19 protein-coding genes are annotated in these 22,025 nt (G+C 39.5%); 9 read left to right on the forward strand and 10 right to left on the reverse strand.

What is annotated here, in order from left to right:
* Positions 1-76 precede the first annotated feature (76 nt).
* The gene (locus ACLCDV_RS07650; RefSeq protein WP_112374214.1) at positions 77-490 is read right to left on the reverse strand and encodes a hypothetical protein; all 414 of its coding nucleotides are present in this window, start codon (positions 488-490) and stop codon (positions 77-79) included.
* A 67-nt stretch (positions 491-557) separates the two neighbouring features.
* Positions 558-1,172, reverse strand: a complete 615-nt coding sequence (locus ACLCDV_RS07655) for a sprT domain-containing protein (protein ID WP_317667803.1) — start codon at positions 1,170-1,172, stop codon at positions 558-560.
* A gap of 301 nt (positions 1,173-1,473) precedes the next feature.
* Here ACLCDV_RS07655 and recN point away from each other — a divergent pair, with 301 nt between their 5' ends.
* Positions 1,474-3,132 carry a DNA repair protein RecN gene (gene recN, locus ACLCDV_RS07660; protein ID WP_317667802.1) on the forward strand — a complete coding sequence of 553 codons (1,659 nt, stop codon included), beginning with the start codon at positions 1,474-1,476 and terminating at the stop codon, positions 3,130-3,132.
* 3 nt (positions 3,133-3,135) lie between these two features.
* Here recN and ACLCDV_RS07665 read toward each other — a convergent pair whose 3' ends face one another.
* The 8 genes from ACLCDV_RS07665 to ACLCDV_RS07700 form a co-directional block, all read right to left on the reverse strand.
* Positions 3,136-3,669 carry a hypothetical protein gene (locus tag ACLCDV_RS07665; RefSeq protein WP_317667801.1) on the reverse strand — a complete coding sequence of 178 codons (534 nt, stop codon included), beginning with the start codon at positions 3,667-3,669 and terminating at the stop codon, positions 3,136-3,138.
* Positions 3,669-4,199, reverse strand: coding sequence for a hypothetical protein (locus tag ACLCDV_RS07670; protein WP_317667800.1), 531 nt, complete (start codon positions 4,197-4,199; stop codon positions 3,669-3,671). The genes ACLCDV_RS07665 and ACLCDV_RS07670 overlap by 1 nt, the downstream gene beginning before the upstream one ends.
* Positions 4,200-4,201: 2 nt before the next feature.
* The gene (locus ACLCDV_RS07675) at positions 4,202-6,958 is read right to left on the reverse strand and encodes a hypothetical protein (protein WP_411973333.1); all 2,757 of its coding nucleotides are present in this window, start codon (positions 6,956-6,958) and stop codon (positions 4,202-4,204) included.
* On the reverse strand, positions 6,951-7,751 hold the full coding sequence (locus ACLCDV_RS07680) for a WxL protein host-binding domain-containing protein (protein ID WP_411973334.1): 801 nt from the start codon (positions 7,749-7,751) through the stop codon (positions 6,951-6,953). Before ACLCDV_RS07680 ends, ACLCDV_RS07675 begins: the two co-directional genes overlap by 8 nt.
* A 100-nt stretch (positions 7,752-7,851) precedes the next feature.
* The gene (locus ACLCDV_RS07685; RefSeq protein WP_411973335.1) at positions 7,852-8,421 is read right to left on the reverse strand and encodes a hypothetical protein; all 570 of its coding nucleotides are present in this window, start codon (positions 8,419-8,421) and stop codon (positions 7,852-7,854) included.
* 292 nt (positions 8,422-8,713) lie between these two features.
* Complete coding sequence (locus ACLCDV_RS07690; protein WP_317667796.1) at positions 8,714-8,941, reverse strand: hypothetical protein; 228 nt, start codon at positions 8,939-8,941, stop codon at positions 8,714-8,716.
* 172 nt (positions 8,942-9,113) lie between these two features.
* Complete coding sequence (locus tag ACLCDV_RS07695; protein ID WP_317667795.1) at positions 9,114-9,533, reverse strand: hypothetical protein; 420 nt, start codon at positions 9,531-9,533, stop codon at positions 9,114-9,116.
* A 138-nt stretch (positions 9,534-9,671) separates the two neighbouring features.
* The gene (locus ACLCDV_RS07700; protein WP_317667794.1) at positions 9,672-12,197 is read right to left on the reverse strand and encodes an ATP-dependent Clp protease ATP-binding subunit; all 2,526 of its coding nucleotides are present in this window, start codon (positions 12,195-12,197) and stop codon (positions 9,672-9,674) included.
* A 185-nt stretch (positions 12,198-12,382) separates the two neighbouring features.
* Between ACLCDV_RS07700 and ettA the strand changes: the two genes are divergently transcribed.
* The 8 genes from ettA to ACLCDV_RS07740 all read left to right on the forward strand — a co-directional run bounded on the left by ettA (position 12,383) and on the right by ACLCDV_RS07740 (position 22,014).
* The gene (gene ettA, locus ACLCDV_RS07705; RefSeq protein ID WP_046672222.1) at positions 12,383-14,065 is read left to right on the forward strand and encodes an energy-dependent translational throttle protein EttA; all 1,683 of its coding nucleotides are present in this window, start codon (positions 12,383-12,385) and stop codon (positions 14,063-14,065) included.
* 9 nt (positions 14,066-14,074) lie between these two features.
* Positions 14,075-15,259: a PAS domain-containing sensor histidine kinase gene (locus ACLCDV_RS07710; protein ID WP_317667793.1), complete on the forward strand. Its 1,185-nt coding sequence runs from the start codon at positions 14,075-14,077 to the stop codon at positions 15,257-15,259.
* A gap of 42 nt (positions 15,260-15,301) precedes the next feature.
* Positions 15,302-16,369 (forward strand): response regulator, encoded by a 1,068-nt coding sequence (locus ACLCDV_RS07715; RefSeq protein WP_317667792.1) that lies wholly within the window; start codon positions 15,302-15,304, stop codon positions 16,367-16,369.
* A 361-nt stretch (positions 16,370-16,730) separates the two neighbouring features.
* Positions 16,731-17,147 carry a lactate dehydrogenase gene (locus ACLCDV_RS07720; protein ID WP_070567181.1) on the forward strand — a complete coding sequence of 139 codons (417 nt, stop codon included), beginning with the start codon at positions 16,731-16,733 and terminating at the stop codon, positions 17,145-17,147.
* A 1-nt stretch (position 17,148) separates the two neighbouring features.
* Positions 17,149-18,519 (forward strand): oxygen-independent coproporphyrinogen III oxidase, encoded by a 1,371-nt coding sequence (hemN, locus tag ACLCDV_RS07725; protein WP_411973336.1) that lies wholly within the window; start codon positions 17,149-17,151, stop codon positions 18,517-18,519.
* A 9-nt stretch (positions 18,520-18,528) separates the two neighbouring features.
* A complete protein-coding gene (locus ACLCDV_RS07730) occupies positions 18,529-20,922 on the forward strand; it encodes a heavy metal translocating P-type ATPase (protein WP_411973337.1) in 2,394 nt (797 codons plus the stop codon).
* Between the two features lie 5 nt (positions 20,923-20,927).
* A complete protein-coding gene (ccoS, locus tag ACLCDV_RS07735; protein ID WP_075991720.1) occupies positions 20,928-21,116 on the forward strand; it encodes a cbb3-type cytochrome oxidase assembly protein CcoS in 189 nt (62 codons plus the stop codon).
* A 79-nt stretch (positions 21,117-21,195) separates the two neighbouring features.
* The gene (locus tag ACLCDV_RS07740) at positions 21,196-22,014 is read left to right on the forward strand and encodes an SDR family oxidoreductase (protein ID WP_317667789.1); all 819 of its coding nucleotides are present in this window, start codon (positions 21,196-21,198) and stop codon (positions 22,012-22,014) included.
* Positions 22,015-22,025 lie beyond the last annotated feature (11 nt).

The raw sequence follows: 22,025 nt of genomic DNA on the forward strand, positions 1-22,025 counted from the left end.
TTATGCTTCCACGATCTACAAGGTACAAAAAAAGGCCTCACGATCGTGAGGCCTTTTTTTGTATGATTATCGCAGACTACGCGAAAAGTGACCAAGTAGACCAAGGAATACGTGCAAGAATCAAAATCAAACCGATGATATAGAAAATAACAACCGTTTGGTTTGCTTTTTTTGCATTTTCAATCTTTTTAGCTTTGGAGTAACCAATTGTGATCAATACAATTGCAATGATCATGGTCAAAGGGTGTTCGATGATTTTAAAACGTAATGTCGGATCTTTCATTACGGCGCCAGAGATCATCGATGGATATTTCAAATAAAAGAATAAGATCAATCCCACCAATAATTGAATATGCGATGCGATAAAACCCAATAAAGCAATTTTACGGTTGTACGGTTTGTTGCCTAAATAGTTTGATAGGGTGATCACGATCGATATCACCAGGGCTAGCAATAATACAATTGCTATAGTCGAGTGTAAGTGTAACATAAAAGCTCTCTTTAATTGTTTCCTAAGTTAGCAAAGATAAAAATATAATGAATGTATTTGTCAAAAATCATTGTTCTAGCAGAAATACCTCCGCTATTGGATTGAATAGGTACATACGCTTGCTACTCAACTCCATGCATTTATAGCGTTTTCTTATCTTTTCGATACGTTGAAATGAACGTCCATTTTTTAATCTAAAGAAGTGGCCATCCTCCAGGGATTCCACGGTAAGTGCACTGGTTTTGACGGTGTCGTATGATTTTAAGGTCCGAAACAGGTGGAGGTCTGTGCAGCTTGAGGCCGCGGGGTTTTCCATGTAACGATGAATAGCACTGCTGATGTCGATCGGAAAAATATTCAATTTAAGGAAAGGCTCCATTAGTTCTTTAAAATTATTTTTCCACTCGGTGCCATGTGGCTTGACACGATGCTGATGTTTATTCCAGGTTTGTAAATGGGCAAATTCATGGATCGTCGTAATCAAAAATGAATAGGAATTTAAGTCGTGGTTAACCGAAATACGGTGCGGACTCCCTCTAAATGGCGCACGATAATCGCCCAGCTTGGTACTCCTTGAACGAGATATCTTAAATAAGCAACGCGTATGATTAATCCAGTTGGATATTATCGGAGCTGCTTCTTCGGGCATGTATTTTTTAAGCGTTGCACTATAATCTTGCATGCCATAAAAATAGGGATTTATTCATGTTGATGGAGCTCCATGTGAACATTCTTTTGTCAAAAATAAAATCTATTTGCTAAAAAAAGTAGTTTTTAATTTGGAAAAATGATATTATTTTTAGTATTTAGTGCTTGGGAATATAAAAAGTGGGCATGTTATTAAAACAAAGCAGCTTTTTTTTTAATAAAATATATTGAAATCGCCTGAGTTTTAGGTAAATTACCTACAGAAAGGTTCATGAAACATAGGATCCGATTGAGGAACGGTATTTCCTCTAAACAGTAATTAGACCTTCAAGAATATGCTAGATACCTTACATATTAAAAATTATGCACTCATTAACGAATTGGAAATCCAATTTGATAAAGGCTTGAATATGATTACCGGCGAGACCGGTGCGGGTAAATCCATTATCATGGGAGCACTTTCGTTGATTTTGGGGAATAGGGTGGAGGGAAAGTATTTTTTTGATCCAACAAAGAAATGTGTTATTGAAGGGGAGTTTAAAATTGGTTCCTACCAATTACTCAGTTTTTTTGAAGAAAATGATCTCGATTACGCGGACCACACGATTATTCGAAGAGAGATATCTCCCGATGGTAAATCCCGGGCATTTATTAATGATTCTCCTGTCACCCTGGCTATCCTTAAAGCTTTAGGCGAGCAGTTGATTGATGTGCATTCCCAACATGCAACATTGCAGATTAATACGGAAGATTTTCAGTTCCTCGTGGTCGATAGTGTAGCAGGCTCTTTCGGACTGAAGCAAAGCTATCGAGAGAGCTTCTTCGCTTATAAGAAAGCAAAAAAGGAACTCGAAGAATTTAAGGATCTGGTAAAAAAGGCTGCAATAGAACAGGATTATTTTCAGTTTCAATTTGATGAACTTGACGCCGCCCGATTGGTAGCGGATGAACAGGGACAACTCGAAGTACAACAGCGGCAGTTGGAAAATGCAGAAGATATCAAGCGTGCACTAACTGGGGCATCACATCTTTTGGAAAACGAAGATACAGCAGTTTTAAGCCGTTTAAAAGAGACGATGAGCCAGGTAGAAGGCATTGCCTCATTTCTGCCTGAGGCTGCAGATTTGGCTGCACGATTAAAGAGCACATGGATTGAACTGAAGGATGTTGCAGCGGAACTGAATGTGCTTGAAGAAGATACACAAATCGACGAAGGTACTTTATTGGAAATCAATGAACGCTTGAGCTTACTCTATTCATTGCAGAAAAAACATCATGTGGACTCCGTTGAGGAGCTTATCCAACTGCGGGATGAGCTTGAGTCCAAATTGATGGCGATTAATTCTTCGGATGAGCAATTGGAGCGATTGGAAAAAGAGGTTGTGGCTAAATTAGCCATTGCCCAGAAAAACGCAAAGGAACTATCAGCAGCCAGGAGAAAGGTACTGGAGATGATCGCAAAAGATGTGCAAGCGACCTTGTCAAATGTAGGTATGCCTAACGCACAACTTCAAATTAATCTGGAACCATTGAGGGACGGTGATATGAGGGAGTCAGGAATGGATGCTATTCAGTTTTTATTTTCCGCCAATAAAGGGCAGGCTTTACAATCGATTCATAAGGTTGCCTCCGGAGGAGAGCTTTCTCGCGTTATGTTGTCCATTAAATCTTTAGTTGCTAAAACGTCTGCATTACCTACTATTATTTTTGATGAGATCGATACAGGAATCTCTGGAGAGGTTGCGCTACGTGTAGGGGAGGTGATGGAAAGTCTTGCAGAGAACATGCAGGTCATTGCTATTTCCCATTTACCGCAAATTGCCGCTAAAGGTACCGCCCATTATAAGGTATATAAGGAAGATAAAGCTAATCGGACAATATCTAACATTGTTCGATTAGATCAAGAGGGGAGAGTCAAGGAAATTGCTCAGATGCTCAGTGGATCCAACCCAACTGAAGCTGCTATTAAACATGCCGAGTTGTTATTGGAGTAAGGGTTAGGGAGGACCTATCGTAAATACGATTTTGCTTTGGTAGGTGGCCGCAGGGATTGTGACTGATACACCTGTTAAACTTAATTGAATAGGAATATTGCTATAAGATGCAAGCGCCAGTATGGCATTGATATGAAATAATTCGGTGTCTATGGTAGTGATAGACTGGTAATTAGTGCCGTTAATTATCGTGCAGCCCACACATGCTGTTGTACCGTTTCCGGTGCGTTTAATGGATAATGCGAGCGAACTATGCCAAGTAGGATTGGGTTCATAATGGACAGAAACTTTGCCGCTCCCGAGCAACAAAGGTACTCCCGCATTTAATAAAATTTGATTGGAAAGACTCTCATAAGTGCCTGCATAATTGCTTCCCGCCTCGGTAATGGATGGAATGCTGAGCGTCCAATCCGTTCCGTTTACAGCCAAGGTTCTTGTTGTTATTTGAGCTTGTCCGCTGTGTATACCTAAAATAAGAAATAGCATTGAAAGTATACGCTGATAGGAAATAAAACCGCTGTATTTGTCTCTTTTCATTAATCACTGATTGTATAACGAATAATAATTGAAGTACTATTTGCAGAAGATAGAGTCGCATAATTATTGGGGCTTATTGTAAGGGTTAGTTGATGCCCAAAGTTTGCGCCATTACCAGTATAAGCGCCACCAATACCGCTGACTATGGTTTGAGCAATTGTTGTAAGGATAATCTGACCGCTGGGAGTCCCCAACGCCCCGCCTCCACCCATAGCAGCACTTGCTGTCGATAGCTTGATATCGATGCCCGGAACAATCTTACTGATGGAAGCGGTAATGATGCGATTACTTCCTGCAGCTGCAATAGCGGATGTATAATTGAGCCACTTACTCGTATTTGGTGTTGGATTTACCAATGGACTGCCTGCTTCGGTTGGTGCTGTAAAATTCATATTAATAAGCCCTGCTGGTTCTATATCTAGTAGTGCTACTGTAGGAAGAGTTAAGATAACATTTTTGGATCCAGTAAGCTGAGCTGCTGAAGAAAATGGAAACGATAATGTACATATATATATTAAACGCTTTATCATGCTCATTTTGTTTTTTTTGTTTCTTGATAGCCTACATTGATAGTTTCCTGTTGATACTTAATTTCCGATTGTCGCTTGAGTACCTCTATCGTAATATCTTTTGTATCCTTTGGGGTCAACGTGAAGTGAAATGTATCTACTGCAATCTTATAACGCTGATCCAATTTGTTTTTATATACTTTTAAAGTCCATGTGCCAGGACGGAGATACGTGAAATTAAAATTTGCCTCAATTTGACATATTTTACGAAATACCTGTTCACCATTTGAAATTTCAACGATCAAATTATTTTTCGCTTTAAATTCTTGTTTTTGAGAACTGGTAATTATTGCATTGTTTTCCTTATCACTTGTTCCTTGAAGATGAATATTACCATTGATCTTTGCGGCACTTGTTAGCCCGAAATTAAAGGTATTTATTTTTTTCTCAGAATTTAAGTTGACTGCTGCCGGAAATACAATGTCCGGAATATCTTCAAGATCTACTGTTGTTCGGTCAATTTCTAAGTAGTAATCTCCAGGCACTATATTTTTGAATGTAAAGTTTCCATTTTTATCTGTCATCGTAGCGTGATTTCCTAAAATCAAGCGTATCCCTTCTGTTTTATTTATGCCCAAATTGCTTATGTTTCCAGTTAACGAAGTATAATTGGCTATTTTTTTGACTGGGATATTCAAACGGGCTGTATAACGTAAAGATATAATAAAATCTTTGTTCCCCATTTCTTCTCTTTGTAAAGTATATCTCCCAGACAGATCAATGGCGTGTAAGGAAGAAATTTCTCGTTTAAAAAGTAATTCAAAAAGGTTTCTATCTTGAAAATATTCTTCTGGAAGATAATTATTTTGATAAAAAATCTGGACTGTATTTTTTTTCGAAAATCTGCTCATAATTCTCCCTCCGTAATAGATTTGTTTTTGATTTTTAAGCTGGTAACGTGAGGTTTGCGCATAGCTGCCAAAAAGTGTGAAAGAGCTGTTGAATTTTTCAAAACCAATACTTGCCGTATAGTAACTGGAGTTTCCGGAAAACCCTAAGATATAATTATTAGTTTTACCGAATTGGCTTTCTAGATTCAATTGAAATTTTTGGATGCGCTGGTCAATTCTAATATTAATAAATTGTTCATTATAATTAAATTGTTGTGGTTCAATTCTATCATTGTATCGTTGGCGACCTTTTTCGACAAAAAGAGTTCCTGTTTCAAGGTAGCGGAAATCTATACCATAGCGGTAGTATTTGCGATAAGGAGCGGCCGATAGGAGGGTGTCCCGTTGAAGGTTTTGAGCATCCTGTATGTAATTTCCATGCAGCCCTAAATTTTTTGTAAGCTTATAGTTGAAATTCCCATTCAAGGTGGATGCATTGTTGTAGTATCCCGCATATGTTGGACTCGTTTTTATGTAACTAAAAGCGGAACTTAATCGTTTAAAATTCCCCTCTGCTTGCAACATGTAGCCAAGCCCATTATATCTTGCTGTTCGGCTATAAGAGAGCTCTCCCAATAAGTTAACTTTGTCAAACAGTTTGGTCCTTCCTATTAAATATGGAAGATGGGATTCGTTGTCGATATGAAAACGTGTGGAACTCGACGGATACTTCCCGGGAGTTTTATACAAATAACCCGTCGTAATTTCTGAGTTGCCATTAAATTTATATCTCGCAAATATATTAAACTCATCTTTGATGTCCTGGAAAAATCTCGGACGATTGTAAAACCCTCCCAGACTCATTTTGCCAAGATCAAAACGAAGTTCGGCCCCACGTCCATAACGTGCATATTCCGTTAAAAATGAGGATGAATATACTTTGTCGCCCAAATGGCCCCAAAACTTGGTTGTTTTGTAATTGATAAAATATTCCTCATAAGGAGTAAAAGCAGTATATTGGACCGGATTTTTTGTTAGGGCGCGAAACTCCAATAGTCTATCATTTTTTTCATTTAGACTGCCTTTACCATATAATTCTCCCTGAAATCCTTCTTGAAAATTTTCTCGTTCACGCATGCCAATATAAGCGATGGTGGCAGCGATTGGAAAACGAAGGTAGATATCATCGTCCTGTGGTTTTATCGCTATAACGTTTACACCTCCTGATGCAATCAACTGTTGTTGTTCAGGATTGGTGGTATGGACAGTCAAGTCGAGTGATTGGGTAGTGTTCTTCGGTAAATCTGGACTGGTTGATCTATTTACTGTAATTAATTTCGTTTCACCGGGTGATAAGATGAAATTTTTAGGGACGTCAATATGACCATTTTTGCTTTCAAGGTTAACTTCCTCAGGAATATTACCACAATTTTTGAGAACAAAAGAATTGCTGAATAGTTCGCCTGCTTTGATAAAATTAACAGAACTTAAGGGGGTTATAATCAGATCGCGTGTTGTAGCGATCAGTACATTTACATGCTGAAGTACTTGATTCTTATTTATGCTGTCTGTCATGATTAACGATATGGTATGATAGCCCGGAGGAGTCTCTGCCGAAATAGATAAAGGTACGATATATAATGTCTTTTTGTGGGCGGGATATTTTTCCTGTCCTGTAGGTATGATAGGGCGAATCGAAGGAGTGGAACTCTTTATTGTGAGATCATAAACTTTTTCGCTAGGGCTATTATTCTCGATCCGAAATGAAACTGAAGTGGTACTTCCTGGTTTAAAATTGTATATGGAATCAGATAAATTTCCCTTTTCGCTTTGTGAAAAGAGCAATACAGGGAGTAGCAAGAGATATAATAAAAGCCAACATTTAATCATTCTTAATTTTGAGTTCAGTGCGCAGGGCAAATGCATTTTCATCGTCGTCAGTAGCCATCACTACTGCATTATATATTCCTGAAGGCACATTATTTAGGTCAATATGAAAAGATTTTGAAGTACTCGGCAAGAGACTCATGGCTTGGCTTGAAAAAACACCAATTTTCTTTTCGCTTTTCTGATCATAAAGCTCAATAGAAACAATCGATTTACAGTAAATCACGCCATTGTTGGTGAGTGCCACTTTTAGCGATTGTTTTTGGCCATCTTTTTCTAATTTGATACTCTCAAATTTTAGGTTGGGTTTTAACTCGCTGCTATGATAATCGGTAATCAGCTGAATCGCATAACGAACGATAGACGAAATATGTACCCCAGCTTGATTACTGTTGGGCATAATTTCTGATACTGGTTCAACAATGATGGCGCTCCAATAGCTTCCGGTCTGTGCGATACTATCAGGAATAGTAACCTCATAATACACCTCTGTTTTTTCTTTTGCTTTGATGGTAAGCAAATCCGTATTGAATTTGACCCAGCCCGCGTTTGTTTTTTTGTTTGTAAATGGCGGTGAATAATAAATTGATCCATCAGCCTTGTAACTTAAGTCCTGTAGATAAATCTTGACACTTTGAGGGGTGGTTCCTGTATTTTGAATTTCTATTTTTCCTTTATAAGTTTCACCCTTGTCAACTTTGTAAATGTGAGTGAGGCCATTTAATACAACAATGCTTGCTTTATTGGTTCCAATAAAAGCAAAGAATAGGCAAATAAGTTGGAAATATTTGGCCATATGTTTAGCAAATAATAAATAGTGAATGATAGCATAAAAAATAAGGGAAGATAGGTGATCCCCAAGTTTTCCCTTATTCTATCGTTTAAATTGCTTAGGATTATTTATCAGCAATGGTATACGTAACTTTTGCACTAACAGGCGTAGCGGAACCAACCAAGTCGCCATATGCAGTACCAGTACCAGTAGATACGGTATAAGTAAGTTGATGACCATTATTCGCACCATTACCTGTGTAGGCACTGCCTATGTTGTCAATAATTGCTTGAGCTGAAGCTGTTAATGTTAATGGGCCGGTAATAGGTGTTCCTAATGTTCCATCCCCAGCTCCTGTCGCTGTTGCTGCATTAACTTTGATGTCTACACCCGGCACAACAGCATCCAAATTCACCGTAACATGTCGCATTTGTGTTGTAGTGGATTTGATGGAAGAATAATTAAGCCAGAGCGTATTATTGGCTGAGGGAAGAGCTAATGGTAAGCCTGCTTCCGTAGGAGCGGTGAAAGGCATCGTAAGATTTTTACTTGCAGCCGGTTCAATATCGACAAGTGTTACTACAGGAATTGTTATACCGATAGTATGGCTATCCGTATTGGTGTCCTGTGCATTTGCATGAACCGCAATCGCTGCCACTCCTGCTAGCGAAAGGATAAGTTTTAATTTCTTCATAATTGATAATATAAATGGATATACTAAATCTATAAAAAAAATATGAAATAACATAAAAATTACTTCATTTTTAAAATTGACACCTTTTGCTTAGTTGATGTTTGTTTTTTTTGTGTATTTTTTACCTTTAAGTATTTGTTGTTTATGTTATTTAATATTCAGGTTAATTATTTAAAAAAGCATTTGGCCGTTCTGATAAATTGGAAAGGAGGCCATGGTACAGCTGATGGCTTGAATCTATAGGGGAGAGGTAACTTGTAGTTTCGCTGCCAAAGTAAGCGCCTTACTCGTTCTATTTTGAGGATTGTTTGCGAAGAAAAATTATAGCCATGATAAAAAGGAATGTCGCTATTCCAAAACAACCATAAGGACCAAAGCTCGTTTCCATTGTTCCCCCTAGTCGACCAATGCTTTCACCGCCTACGATTCCCTGCCCGAAAAACATAGCGATTCCGATTAGGAGTATCACAATACCCGCAAAAAGAAATGCCCAACCTGTCATGCGCTCGACTCTAGACATAAGTATATTAATAAGATCTAAATTTATGGAGTATATAGCCGCATCACAAGGATACTTCCACAACATTCGGTAATCACGGCTTTTGTTTGTCGGTAATAATGTTTGTAGTTGAAAACTATAATGCCTCAAAAGCATTTAACTTTTGAGGCATTATAGTTTTGAAAATAGTTTCCTAGTTTCCTATACTCGCATCCGTTAAAACGACCTTAACGATCATATTGTCGGGTGCAGCTGGAGCTCCTCCACTTACGTCATTAGCGTAAATACGTACTACGCCAATCGAATAGTTGTACGAAAACTGATATCCATATAGTTCTGAAGGAATCGCTTCGTATCTATCAGGAGTAGCGTCCACGTTGATGGCCACGCTAACATGACCGTCTTCATAATAACGTTTATCTAAATCTTTGATGGCGATATCTTTTCTATAAGTATTTGTACCCTCTTTGACCCATTCAGTTGATTTTACGGGAAATACATAACTTGTGCCGTCTAAGACGTTTACTTCTTGTGTAATATATTCTTTCTTACAAGAAGAAAATGAAACCAGGGCTGCGGTCCCAATTAATGCTGCTAATAAAAGTCTTTTCATATTGTGCGTGTTATTTGTGATATTTTTTTATTATAGGACGATAAAATAGTGCGAAAGTTTAACGTCAACTTTCTTAACAACAAAAAATGCACCATAAAGGTGCATTTTATTAAAATTATTTTTGGATACAGCTCATGTTTACTTCTCAGCTGTGTCTTTTGAAGACTTCGGATCTGAGCTAGAAACCTCAATATCTTTGGTTTCAGGATTAATGCTCACGGTCAAAACTGAACCAGTTTGCACATTTCCCTTCAGAATTTCTTCTGCAATCGGATCTTCCAAATATTTCTGGATTGCTCGTTTTAATGGACGCGCACCAAAATTACTGTCGTAACCTTTGTCTGCAATGAAATCTTTTGCCTCATCCGTCAAGTTGATTGTATATCCCAAATCTGCGATTCGCTTGAACAAAGATTTCAATTCAATATCAATGATTTTGAAGATATTTTCTTTTGTCAATGAATTGAAGACGATTACATCATCAATACGATTCAAAAATTCTGGAGCAAAAGCTCTTTTCAAAGCGGTTTCAATAACTCCACGTGAATGCGCATCAGATTGTTGTGATTTTGCTGCTGTGGTGAAACCAACACCTTGACCAAATTCTTTCAATTGGCGTGCGCCAATATTAGAAGTCATAATGATAATGGTATTTCGGAAATCTACTTTACGTCCCAAACTATCTGTCAATTGACCTTCGTCCAATACCTGTAGCAACAGATTGAATACATCCGGATGCGCTTTCTCAATCTCATCCAATAAGACAACGGCGTAAGGTTTACGACGTACTTTCTCCGTTAGTTGTCCACCTTCTTCATAACCAACATATCCTGGAGGCGCTCCTACCAAACGAGATACCGCAAATTTCTCCATGTATTCACTCATGTCAATTTGGATCAAGGCATCTTCAGTGTCGAACATGAATCGCGCTAATTCTTTAGCCAGCTCTGTTTTACCGACCCCAGTAGGACCCAAGAAGATAAATGACCCGATTGGTTTTTTTGGATCCTTCAAGCCCGCACGTGTACGTTGAATAGCTTTCACCAATTTACCTACAGCGTCATCTTGACCAATGATTCTTCCCTTCATCAACTCAGCCATATTCAACAGTTTTTGACTGTCAGTTTGACTAACACGTTGTACTGGAATACCTGTCATCATGGCCACTACTTCAGCAACATTTTCTTCTGAAACAGTATAGCGTTTAGACTTTGTCTCTTCTTCCCAAGCGATTTTTTCTTTCTCGAGCTCTTCGATCAATTTTTTCTCCGTATCACGCAATTTGGCAGCCTCTTCGTATTTTTGACTACGAACGACCTTGTTCTTTTCCAATTTGACCTCTTCAATTTTATTTTCAATGTCAATAATGGACTGCGGTACATGGATATTGTTTAAGTGCACGCGAGAGCCTGCTTCATCCAAAGCATCAATAGCCTTATCTGGTAAGAATCTGTCTGTAATATAACGTGTTGTTAACGACACACAGGCTTCAATCGCTTCGGGAGTGTAGGTCACATTGTGGTGATCCTCATATTTCTCCTTGATACGATTTAATATCTCAACCGTTTCATCATGTGTTGCCGGCTCAATCGTTACACGTTGGAAACGACGGTCCAAAGCACCATCTTTTTCAATGTATTGACGATATTCGTCTAATGTGGTTGCACCAATACATTGGATTTCTCCTCTTGCCAAGGCTGGTTTGAACATATTGGAAGCATCTAACGATCCTGAAGCGCCACCTGCACCAACGATGGTGTGAATCTCATCGATAAATAAGATGACATCCGGTGATTTCTCCAGTTCATTCATGACCGCTTTCATACGTTCTTCAAATTGACCGCGGTATTTTGTACCGGCAACCAATGAAGCCAGATCCAATGTGACTACACGCTTATTGAATAGTACACGTGAGACCTTGCGTTGGACAATACGAAGAGCAAGTCCCTCCGCAATAGCTGATTTACCAACTCCCGGTTCACCGATCAACAAAGGATTGTTCTTCTTGCGTCGGGATAAAATTTGAGATACACGCTCAATTTCTTTTTCGCGACCCACAATAGGATCCAATTTACCCTCTTCGGCAGCTTTGGTCAAATCACGGCCAAAGTTGTCCAATACCGGAGTTTTGGATTTGATATCCGAAACTTTTTTAGGTTGGATATATTGATCATCTTCCGCAAAATCATCGTCGCCTGTGGGAGAGCCCGGAGCCTCATCCTTGATGGTCGTTCTATTTTGCTCAACTTCAGATTTGAAGATGTCGTAAGTCACATTGTATTGTTGTAAAATCTGAGAAGCAATATTATCTTCATCTCGTAAGATAGCCAATAATAAATGCTCCGTTCCGATGATGTCCGATTTGAATATTTTAGCTTCCAAATAAGTGATCTTCAAAACTTTTTCAGCCTGTTTTGTTAATGGCATATTGCCAATAGGAGCGCGTGAAACCGATGCCCCCTTCACTGCGTCCTCCACAGATTGACGTAGGGCTGTCGTGTCAATGCCTATGTTTTTAAGGATCTTTATCGCCATTCCATCGCCTTCACGAATCAATCCGAGCAATAAATGCTCTGTTCCTATATAATCGTGACGCAATCTTAAAGCTTCCTCTCTACTGTACGATATGACATCCTTTACGCGCGGTGAAAATTTTGCTTCCATTGAATACCTTTCTGTTTTATATTAAGGATATATAAATGTAGTAAATTCTGCATTTCAAACCTTAAAATTATTTTAAATAATGTCATCAACAATTAAGCCATGACCGTTATACGTCCAAAATGTCAGTATAAAAGATTACATTTGTATGTTAATATAATAAGAGTTTTCGAATTTTTTTAAATTTTATGTCAGACGAGAAGATCATTTTTTCGATGGCGGGTGTCAACAAAATTTATCCGCCTCAAAAACAAGTGTTAAAAAATATCTATTTATCTTTTTTCTATGGCGCGAAGATCGGTGTGATCGGTTTAAACGGATCAGGTAAATCTTCCCTATTAAAAATTATCGCTGGATTGGATAAGTCTTACCAAGGCGAGGTGGTGTTTTCCCCAGGTTACTCTGTGGGTTATTTAGCACAAGAACCTCAATTGGATCTTGAAAAGACTGTTCTTGAAGTTGTTCAGGAAGGTGTCGCTGAAATTACAGCCATCTTACAGGAATACGAAGAAATCAACGAAAAATTTGGCCTGCCGGAGGTGTATGAAAATGCCGATGAGATGGACAAATTGTTGGCAAGACAAGGGGAACTTCAGGATATCATTGATGCCACTAACGCTTGGGAAATCGATTCGAAACTGGAAAGAGCAATGGATGCTTTACGTTGCCCCGAGCCAGATGCAAAGATTGTCAATTTGTCAGGTGGTGAGCGCAGACGTGTAGCATTATGTCGCTTATTGTTGCAGGAACCTGATGTATTACTTCTGGATGAACCGACCAACCACTTGGATGCCGAGTCGATCGATTGGTTAGAACAACACTTAAAACAATATAAAGGAACCGTTATTGCCGTTACCCACGATCGTTATTTCTTGGATAATGTAGCCGGATGGATTCTTGAATTGGACCGCGGCGAAGGTATTCCTTGGAAGGGAAATTATTCTTCTTGGTTAGATCAAAAAGCAAAACGCTTGGCACAGGAAGAGAAACAGGAAACCAAACGTCAAAAAACCTTGGAACGTGAGCTGGAATGGGTGCGTATGGCACCGAAAGCACGCCACGCCAAATCGAAAGCTCGTTTGCATAACTATGAAAAATTAGCTTCTGAGGAAACGAAAGAACGCGAAGAAAAATTGGAATTGTTTATTCCACCGGGACCACGTTTAGGTAATTCGGTCATTGAGGCAACGAATATTTCCAAAGCGTATGGCGATCGTATCTTGTTTGAAAATTTGAGTTTCATGTTGCCGCCTGCGGGTATCGTAGGGATTATTGGCCCCAACGGTGCGGGTAAAACAACCTTATTCCGTCTGATTACAGGTCAGGAAACACCTGACACGGGTTCGTTCAAGGTCGGAGAAACAGTAAAATTGGGTTACGTAGACCAAATGCACCACGACCTCGATCCTGAAAAATCGGTTTGGGAAAATATTACGGGTGGCAGCGACAATATGATGCTGGGTAACCGCTCGGTAAACTCAAGAGCTTACGTTTCCAAATTTAATTTTAACGGTGCTGATCAACAAAAGAAAGTAGGTGTACTTTCCGGTGGAGAACGTAACCGTGTTCACTTGGCTATTACACTCAAAGAAGGCTCAAATGTGCTCTTACTCGATGAGCCGACCAATGATATTGATGTAAATACCTTACGGGCACTGGAGGAAGGCTTGGAGAATTTCGGTGGTTGTGCCGTTGTGATCTCCCATGATAGATGGTTCCTGGATCGTATCTGTACCCATATCCTTGCTTTTGAAGGGGATTCACAGGTTTATTTCTTTGAAGGTAACTACACTGAATATGAAGAAAACCGTAAAAAACGCGTTGGTGACGTAACACCGCACCGTATTAAATACAAGAAACTGGTAAAATAAGCAATAATCATGGACGGTGGAAGGCTTTTAGCTGCTATAATAGATCACGCTATTGATGGAATAATTACTATAGACAACAGGGGGAATGTGGAAAGCATTAACCCTGCTGCCTTGGAATTGTTCGGTTATCAGGCTGAGGAAGTGATCGGACACAATATCTCCATGTTAATGCCTGAACCTGATCGTGGCAACCACGATGGTTATCTACATAATTACCAAACCACAGGTCATAAGAAAATTATCGGAATCGGCCGTGAAGTGATGGGCTTAAAGAAAAATGGAGAAACATTTCCATTCCGCTTGGCAGTCAGTGAAGTTTGGTTAAAAGATAAGAATATCTTTACCGGCTTTATTCACGATTTATCGCGTGAGAAAGCTGCCGAGGATATGCTCAAGCAACATGCAACCGAACTTGAACATAAAGTCAGTGAGCGTACACGCGACCTGATCTCGCTGGTATCTGAACTTGAAAAAGCTAAAGCAGAAGTCTCAAAGTCTTTGGAAAAAGAAATTGAACTTAACCAGCTGAAATCACGGTTTGTGTCCATGGCCTCGCATGAGTTCCGGACACCTTTAAGCTCGGTTCAGCTTTCGGCTTCTCTGATTGAAAAGTATTCCGAACGACCGGATGATAAGGCTAATATCCTTAAACACACCAATAAAATTAAAAGTGCAGTTCAATTGCTCACAAGTATCCTGAACGACTTTCTGTCACTTGAAAAATTGGAAGCGGGTATTGTTGTGATGAATAAGCAATACATCAATCTCGTTGAGTTGGCAGAAGAGATCACCGAAGAAATGCAATTGATCTGTAAGAAAAATCAGCATATTGTATACCAACACACCGGAGAAATCGGGCATTTCACCTTAGATCCAAATTTGTTGAAAAATGCTTTGGTCAACTTAATCTCCAACGCGATCAAATATTCCGGGGAAGATACCTTGATCGAATTCACAACCTGTATCGATGAAGAAGGCTGCTTAATATCCGTGAAAGACAATGGTATTGGTATACCCGAAGAAGATCAGGTACATTTGTTTGAGCCTTTTTTTAGAGCACATAATACTGGTAATATCCCTGGTACAGGATTGGGTTTGAATATTGTAAAACGATACATTGAATTGATGGCGGGGCAGATGGAATTTGAATCGGAAGTACATAAAGGAACTTCATTCAGAGTAAGCTTTAAATAAAGGTGAACTTGGAGATTCGCATAACTGAATAAATAATTGCAGATGAGAAATAAAAAGACAATTCTAATTATTGAAGATAATATCGATATCCGAGAAGGAACTACCGAAATATTGGAGTTGACAGGAAGGTATGATGTCATTACAGCCGAAAATGGCCGCGTTGGCGTCGACCTGGCGACAAGACACATTCCTGATTTGATTCTCTGTGATATCATGATGCCTGAATTGGATGGTTACGGGGTCTTATTTATGTTGAGCAAAATTGAGAGTACAGCCAAAATTCCGTTCATTTTTCTGACTGCCAAAGCGGAACGCGCAGACATGCGTAAAGCAATGGAAATGGGAGCGGATGATTATTTGACGAAACCTTTTGATGATGTCGAGTTGATGAATGCAATAGATGTTCGTCTCAAAAGACATGAACAGCTGGCTGCAGATATTCCTCAGGAAGAAGATTTGAGTTTGAGCGCAGAAGAGCAGGTATTGTTGCTAAAAGAGCTAATTGCCAACTCACGTGTGAAAACAGTGAAGAAAAAACAGTCCATTTATGAAAAAGATGATTCGCCAACGTACGTCTATTTTGTAAAATCTGGTCAGGTACGCAGCTTTAAGTCCTATAAAGATGGACGTGAGCTGTCTACAGGGATTTTTATTAAAGGAAATTACTTTGGTTATGCCTCGATTTTGCTGAATGATAATTATGAAGACTACGCCGAAGCTGTTGAACAAAGTGAAATTGTGTTGATTCCAAAGGATGGTTTTTTGGAACTGTTATGGAAAAAGCCTGCAATAGCCAGTAAATTTATTAAGCTCCTTTCTGTCGACTTACGTGAAAAAGAAGAGCAATTGCTGGGTTTTGCCTATCATTCTGTCCGTAAGCGTGTCGCCAATGCATTGATTAGCGTTGCTGAAAAAAGTGGAGTCAATATCAATGAGGCTGATGCATGCTCAATTGATGTGACACGAGACGGCCTGGCTTCAATTGCAGGTACAGCCAATGAAACTGTTTCCCGTATGCTCTCCGACTTTAAAGAAGAAAAACTGATTTCGAAAGAAAAAGGAAAAATATACATCAATTCTATCAAGAACCTGCGGGATGTGAAGCAGTAGGGATCAGTAGCGAAGATTTAAAAATCAACATAAAAAAGGCGTGTTCAGTTTTTCTGAACACGCCTTTTTTCTGATAGTCTATGTTTACTGATTTGTGTCTTTTCATTAAAGTATCAATGCGAGCTCGCTATGCCGTTTTATTGAACTAGTTCGATTTCAGTGACCGTGTTGTACGCGATTATTGGCCATATAATACCTTTCGGTTGACTTTTACAGCTGTTGATGTTAGCGAAATCATGCAAGTTTTTGTGAATTGTGATAAATATCATTTTAAGGTGTGGTGCTACATCATCTTTTTGCCCATATGCATGATTTACTTTTGTTCTTAGGATAAACCTTAATTGGTGATTGTAGAATCAGAATGAAAGTAGTAGTATATAATGTAAGGTCATTTGAAAAAGAGTTTTGGGCATTGGCAAATGCCAAACAACATGATTTGACTTTGATTTCAAATGGATTAAATGCGGAGACACAGAATTACGCGCGTGGAAAAGATGCGGTAGTTATTTCCGTGAGCGATATGTTGGACGAGAGCATGCTACTTAATTTAAAAGGGTTAGGGATCAATAAGATTATGACCCGCAGTAAGGATACTGCTCATATCGATCTGGTAAAGGCTGGAGATCTGAATATTCAGATTGCCAATGCGCCATTTGAAGATCAGAGTCCAAAAGGACTGGCAGAGCAGACCGTCCGGAATCTCAACTTATGGGGATTAGAAAAATGTGTGGGTAAAGCTTGTTGTTGTCTAAACGACTGTGCTAAAAAAATAAAATAAAATGATTACATCGCAGGTTACAATGGAAGAATTGGTGCAAAAATATAATGTTGCCGCACCGCGCTATACAAGCTATCCTACTGTTCCCTTTTGGGATAATGAAGCATTTTACCGGGCAGCTTGGACTAATCAAGTCTACCAAACTTTCCAGCAGTCGAAAGAAAAAGGTATCAGCTTATATATACACCTTCCTTTTTGTGAAAGCCTATGTACGTATTGTGGTTGCAATACGCGCATTACAAAAAACCATCGCGTTGAAGAACCTTATATTGCCGCTCTTTTGAAAGAATGGGAAATGTATGTCGCTTTATTTAAGGGAGAAAGACCCTTATTGGCGGAAATACATTTGGGTGGTGGTACTCCGACCTTTTTCCATCCGGATAATTTGAAGGTACTGATTGAGGGGATCCTTAAACACGCAGACCTGGCTCCTGATCGTTCATTCTCTTTTGAAGCTCACCCTGCTAATACAACCGTCACACATTTAGAAACCTTATTTGACTTGGGGTTTCGGCGCTTGAGCCTGGGAATACAGGATTTTGATCCACTTGTGCAGTTTGTGATCAACCGACATCAAACATCGGCGGAAGTGAAAGAAGTGATGCTGAATGCGCGGAAAATTGGATTTGAGTCGATCAACTTCGATTTGATCTATGGATTGCCTAAGCAGACATTGGCTACGGTGGAAGATACGATCCAAAAAGCGATGCTGCTCGGTCCAGACCGGATCTCTTTCTATAGCTATGCCCACGTGCCTTGGATAAAACCCGGTCAACGGCATTATACTGAAGCAGATCTACCTCATGGCGCAGCCAAACTCGCCTTATATAACCTTGGGAAAAAAATGATTTTGGCTCATGGCTATGAAGATGTCGGTATGGATCATTTTGCGAAAAGAGAGGACGAATTATTTGTAGCTTTCCAACAAGAAAGATTACATCGCAATTTTATGGGCTATGCCGATCGATTTAGTCCCTTGTTAATCGGTATCGGAGTTTCTTCGATCAGCGATGCCTGGGGGGCTTTTGCTCAAAATGTGAAGACCGTAGAAGAATACCATAAACTCATTGATGCTGGGGTATTGCCCGTTGTAAAAGGACATATACTCAACGAGGAGGATCTTCTTGTAAGGCGTTATATCCTCGATATGATGTGTAAAGGTAAAGTGCAGTTGCCGACAGGTGCGCCGTTGAATGAGCAGATTATCGACGAATTGTCTGAACTTGTTGCAGATGGTTTAGTCTCCATAACCGGCGACCTAATTCAATGTACTGCTATTGGACGCTCTTTTTTAAGAAATATCTGTATGGCCTTTGATCAGCGATTATTACGTTCAAAAGCACAAAATCAATTATTTAGTCAGGCAATTTAGCACGAAGGTATGGCAGAGCTAAGGGATGAAATACAACTTGCAGAAAAATGTTTCCATTGCGGCGATAAAATTGAGGAAACGGGCTATCAGCTTGATCATCATGATTTTTGCTGTCTGGGGTGTCAGACCGTTTACCAAGTACTGAACGATAGTGGTATGCAGCAATATTATCGCTATAATCAGCACCCGGGTAAATCAAATAAATCCAAGCAAGAAGATTTTTCCTATCTGGATGAACCACAGATTGCCGGTAAATTAGTGGATTATAAAGATGATAAGATGACCATCATCACCTTTTATATTCCGGCTATTCACTGTAGCTCTTGTATCTGGTTGCTGGAAAATTTATATAAACTCAATCCCAATGTACTGCAGTCGCGCGTGGACTTTATGAAGAAACAGGCGAGCATTACATTCAATCACAATGAGCTGCCATTGAAAGACCTGGTTTATCTTTTGGTCAATATCGGTTATGACCCTAAAATCACCTTGCAGGATGTTGTAAAGGAAGGGAATAGAAATAATCTAAATCCTTTGGTTGCAAAAATTGCTGTTGCCGGTTTCTGTTTTGGAAATTCTATGTTATTCAGTTTCCCTGATTATTTTGGAATGGGGAGTTTTGAAAAGGAATATGCCAATTTCTTTGGTTGTATAAACCTTGCCTTTGGTCTCCCTGTTTTATTGTATTGTGCGTCGGATTATTTCAAATCGGCCTATTGGAGTCTGAAACAAAAGCGGTTGAATCTGGATGTGCCATTAGCTCTGGGAATCCTCGTGTTATTTTTGCGTTCGGCGTTTGAGGTGATCACACAGACAGGCGCTGGTTTTACGGATACACTCTGTAGTCTTGTGTTTTTTATATTGATCGGAAAATGGGTACAACAACGTACCTATTATCATATCTCATTTGAACGGGATTACCGGAGTTATTTTCCGGTGGCTGTAACAGTATTGACTGAATCGGGGGATAAACCTGTACAATTAGCTGACGTTCATATAGGCGACCGTATCTTGGTTCGCAACAATGAAATTATACCGGCCGATGCCATGCTTTTAAAAGGTGATGCTGCGATAGATTTTAGTTTTGTAACCGGAGAATCAAGTCCGGTCAGTAAGACCTTGGGCGAAATTATCTATGCCGGCGGACGCCAGACGGGGGAAGCGATAGAACTTGAAGTGGTCAAACCGATTTCACAGTCCTATTTGACCAAATTATGGAATAATGAGAACTATAAAGATTATGACAAACATTTTCAGACTTTTGTCAACTTTATAAGTAAATATTTTACTGTTGTTTTATTGGTTGTTGCACTTTTGGCTGCCTTATTTTGGGCTGTTGATGGGAGTGCAAGTAGGGCTTGGGGAGCTTTTACGGCGGTATTGATTATCGCATGTCCATGTGCGTTGGCGTTGAGCTCTCCATTTACCCTTTCTGCAGCGCTAAGTATTTTTGATCGAAATAAGTTTTATGTGAAAAATACGGCCGCTATTGAGCAAATGGCTACGATTGATACCCTCGTATTCGATAAAACCGGTACAATATCATCGCCTAAAGCAACCTCAATTTATTTTGAAGGTAGCCTTTCGGCAGCCGACAAAAAGCTACTGAATGCGGTATGTAGAAACTCTAGCCATCCATTGAGCCGTGAAATTGTTAAGTGGCTGAATGTTTCTTCTGCTATTTCGATACAGGATTTCAAGGAATTTCCGGGAAAGGGGATGCAGGCTAATGTCAGTGGCAAGGAAATTAAAATCGGTAGTGCTAATTTTTTGAATATCGGTAACATTAAAACTGACGGGTCTGTGGTTTTTATTCGTATAGGTGAAGAGCTAAAAGGATATTTTACCATGGAGCAATCCTGGCGCGATGGTCTTTCGGCTTTGATTGAAGATTTTAAAGTCGGATACGACCTTCATTTAATCTCAGGGGATAACGATAGACGTCTGGATGCACTACAGTTAATTTTTCCCTCGAATGCAAGTTTGCTTTTTAATCAATCTCCAATGGAAAAACTGGCAACCATTCAAAATTTTCAGGTAGCAGGAAAGCATGTCTGCATGATTGGTGATGGCCTTAATGATGCGGGGGCATTGCGTAAAGCAGACTTGGGCATCGCCGTAAGTGATGATATCAATAACTTCTCTCCCGGCTGTGATGCGATATTGGATGGGGAGTCATTTTCGAAAATGCCGGATTTCTTTGCTTTTAGCAAAGATGCGGTGAAAGTAATACATATGAGCTTTGGTATATCTCTTTTATATAATGTAATTGGGTTGAGCTTTGCCGTGCAAGGTATTATGTCGCCATTATTTGCCGCGATTCTAATGCCAATAAGTACGGTAACGATCATCTCCTTTACAAGTCTCATGACGAGATGGTATGCCAAACGCCGTAAACTCTAGTTGCTATGGAAATAATGTATATTTTGATCGGTTGTAGTGTTTTGTTGGCTTTGGTTTTCCTATGTGCTTTTTTCTGGGCAAATAAAACCGGTCAGCATAACGATACCTATACACCTTCTATACGGATTCTGTTTGATGATGAAACGACAGAAGGGGAGGATAAAGAAGGCGACGTAACTAAAACGTTATCGTAATTAAATCAATTACTTTTTTTTGTAATTAAGGTTATTATCAATAAAATTGGGGATAAATACCAATTTGAAATAAAAATACATGCATAATAATCCATTTTCATTAAAAGATAAGGTAGTTGTAATTACGGGAGGTACAGGGATTTTAGGCGAAGCATTTGTTGAGGCTTTGGCCGAGGCAGAAGCGAAAGTCGCGATACTTGGACGTAATGGACAAATCGGAGCAGAGCGTGTCCAGCAGGTAGAGTCCCTTGGTGGCGAAGCGATATTTGTTGAAGTTGACATCATGAACGAACAGGATGTCACTCGGGCGAAAGATGAAGTTTTGCAAAAGTGGGGTAGGATAGACGCTTTAGTAAATGCCGTTGGAGGCAACATTCCGGGTGCAACAATTGGTGCCGATCAAGATTTATTTGCGAGCAATATTCAGGATACTATTAAAGCAATAGAGCTTAATTTGTATGGTACAATGATTCCTACGCATATTATTGGTCGTGTGATTGCTGAAAGCGGAAAAGGTGTCATCATCAATATATCTTCCCTTACAGCCAGTCGTCCTTTTACACGTGTTTTGGGCTATACAGTAGCAAAACACGGTATCGATGGGTATACAAAATGGATGGCCACCGAACTCGCACAGCGTTACGGAGATCAAGTTCGTGTCAATGCAATCGCTCCCGGTGTATTCTTAACCAAACAAAACAAAAACTTATTGATCAATCCAGACGGTACGTATAGCGACCGTACCAAACGTATTCTTAACGGAACTCCCTATAACCGTTTGGGCGACCCTCGTGAGTTAAAAGGAACTTTAATCTATCTATTGAGCGATGCATCGGCCTTTGTGACAGGGGAGACGGTTTTTGTCGATGGTGGTTTTAATGCATGGTGTGGCGTTTAATTAAACTTTAA

Origin of the sequence: Sphingobacterium sp. Lzh-3, assembly GCF_046764375.1 — a bacterium.
Taxonomy (GTDB): Bacteria; Bacteroidota; Bacteroidia; order Sphingobacteriales; family Sphingobacteriaceae; genus Sphingobacterium.

Bases quoted from the DNA above. Each gene is read 5' to 3' on its own strand.
- ACLCDV_RS07695 (WP_317667795.1), bottom strand. From the start codon at position 9,533: ATGAAAAGACTTTTATTAGCAGCATTAATTGGGACCGCAGCCCTGGTT.
- ACLCDV_RS07670 (WP_317667800.1), bottom strand. From the start codon at position 4,199: ATGATAAAGCGTTTAATATATATATGTACATTATCGTTTCCATTTTCT.
- ACLCDV_RS07650 (WP_112374214.1), bottom strand. From the start codon at position 490: ATGTTACACTTACACTCGACTATAGCAATTGTATTATTGCTAGCCCTG.
- ACLCDV_RS07655 (WP_317667803.1), bottom strand. From the start codon at position 1,172: ATGCAAGATTATAGTGCAACGCTTAAAAAATACATGCCCGAAGAAGCA.
- ACLCDV_RS07685 (WP_411973335.1), bottom strand. From the start codon at position 8,421: ATGAAGAAATTAAAACTTATCCTTTCGCTAGCAGGAGTGGCAGCGATT.
- recN (WP_317667802.1), top strand. From the start codon at position 1,474: ATGCTAGATACCTTACATATTAAAAATTATGCACTCATTAACGAATTG.
- ACLCDV_RS07715 (WP_317667792.1), top strand. From the start codon at position 15,302: ATGAGAAATAAAAAGACAATTCTAATTATTGAAGATAATATCGATATC.
- hemN (WP_411973336.1), top strand. From the start codon at position 17,149: ATGATTACATCGCAGGTTACAATGGAAGAATTGGTGCAAAAATATAAT.
- ACLCDV_RS07690 (WP_317667796.1), bottom strand. From the start codon at position 8,941: ATGTCTAGAGTCGAGCGCATGACAGGTTGGGCATTTCTTTTTGCGGGT.
- ACLCDV_RS07675 (WP_411973333.1), bottom strand. From the start codon at position 6,958: ATGATTAAATGTTGGCTTTTATTATATCTCTTGCTACTCCCTGTATTG.
- ACLCDV_RS07720 (WP_070567181.1), top strand. From the start codon at position 16,731: ATGAAAGTAGTAGTATATAATGTAAGGTCATTTGAAAAAGAGTTTTGG.
- ACLCDV_RS07700 (WP_317667794.1), bottom strand. From the start codon at position 12,197: ATGGAAGCAAAATTTTCACCGCGCGTAAAGGATGTCATATCGTACAGT.
- ettA (WP_046672222.1), top strand. From the start codon at position 12,383: ATGTCAGACGAGAAGATCATTTTTTCGATGGCGGGTGTCAACAAAATT.
- ACLCDV_RS07730 (WP_411973337.1), top strand. From the start codon at position 18,529: ATGGCAGAGCTAAGGGATGAAATACAACTTGCAGAAAAATGTTTCCAT.
- ACLCDV_RS07665 (WP_317667801.1), bottom strand. From the start codon at position 3,669: ATGAAAAGAGACAAATACAGCGGTTTTATTTCCTATCAGCGTATACTT.
- ccoS (WP_075991720.1), top strand. From the start codon at position 20,928: ATGGAAATAATGTATATTTTGATCGGTTGTAGTGTTTTGTTGGCTTTG.
- ACLCDV_RS07680 (WP_411973334.1), bottom strand. From the start codon at position 7,751: ATGGCCAAATATTTCCAACTTATTTGCCTATTCTTTGCTTTTATTGGA.
- ACLCDV_RS07740 (WP_317667789.1), top strand. From the start codon at position 21,196: ATGCATAATAATCCATTTTCATTAAAAGATAAGGTAGTTGTAATTACG.
- ACLCDV_RS07710 (WP_317667793.1), top strand. From the start codon at position 14,075: ATGGACGGTGGAAGGCTTTTAGCTGCTATAATAGATCACGCTATTGAT.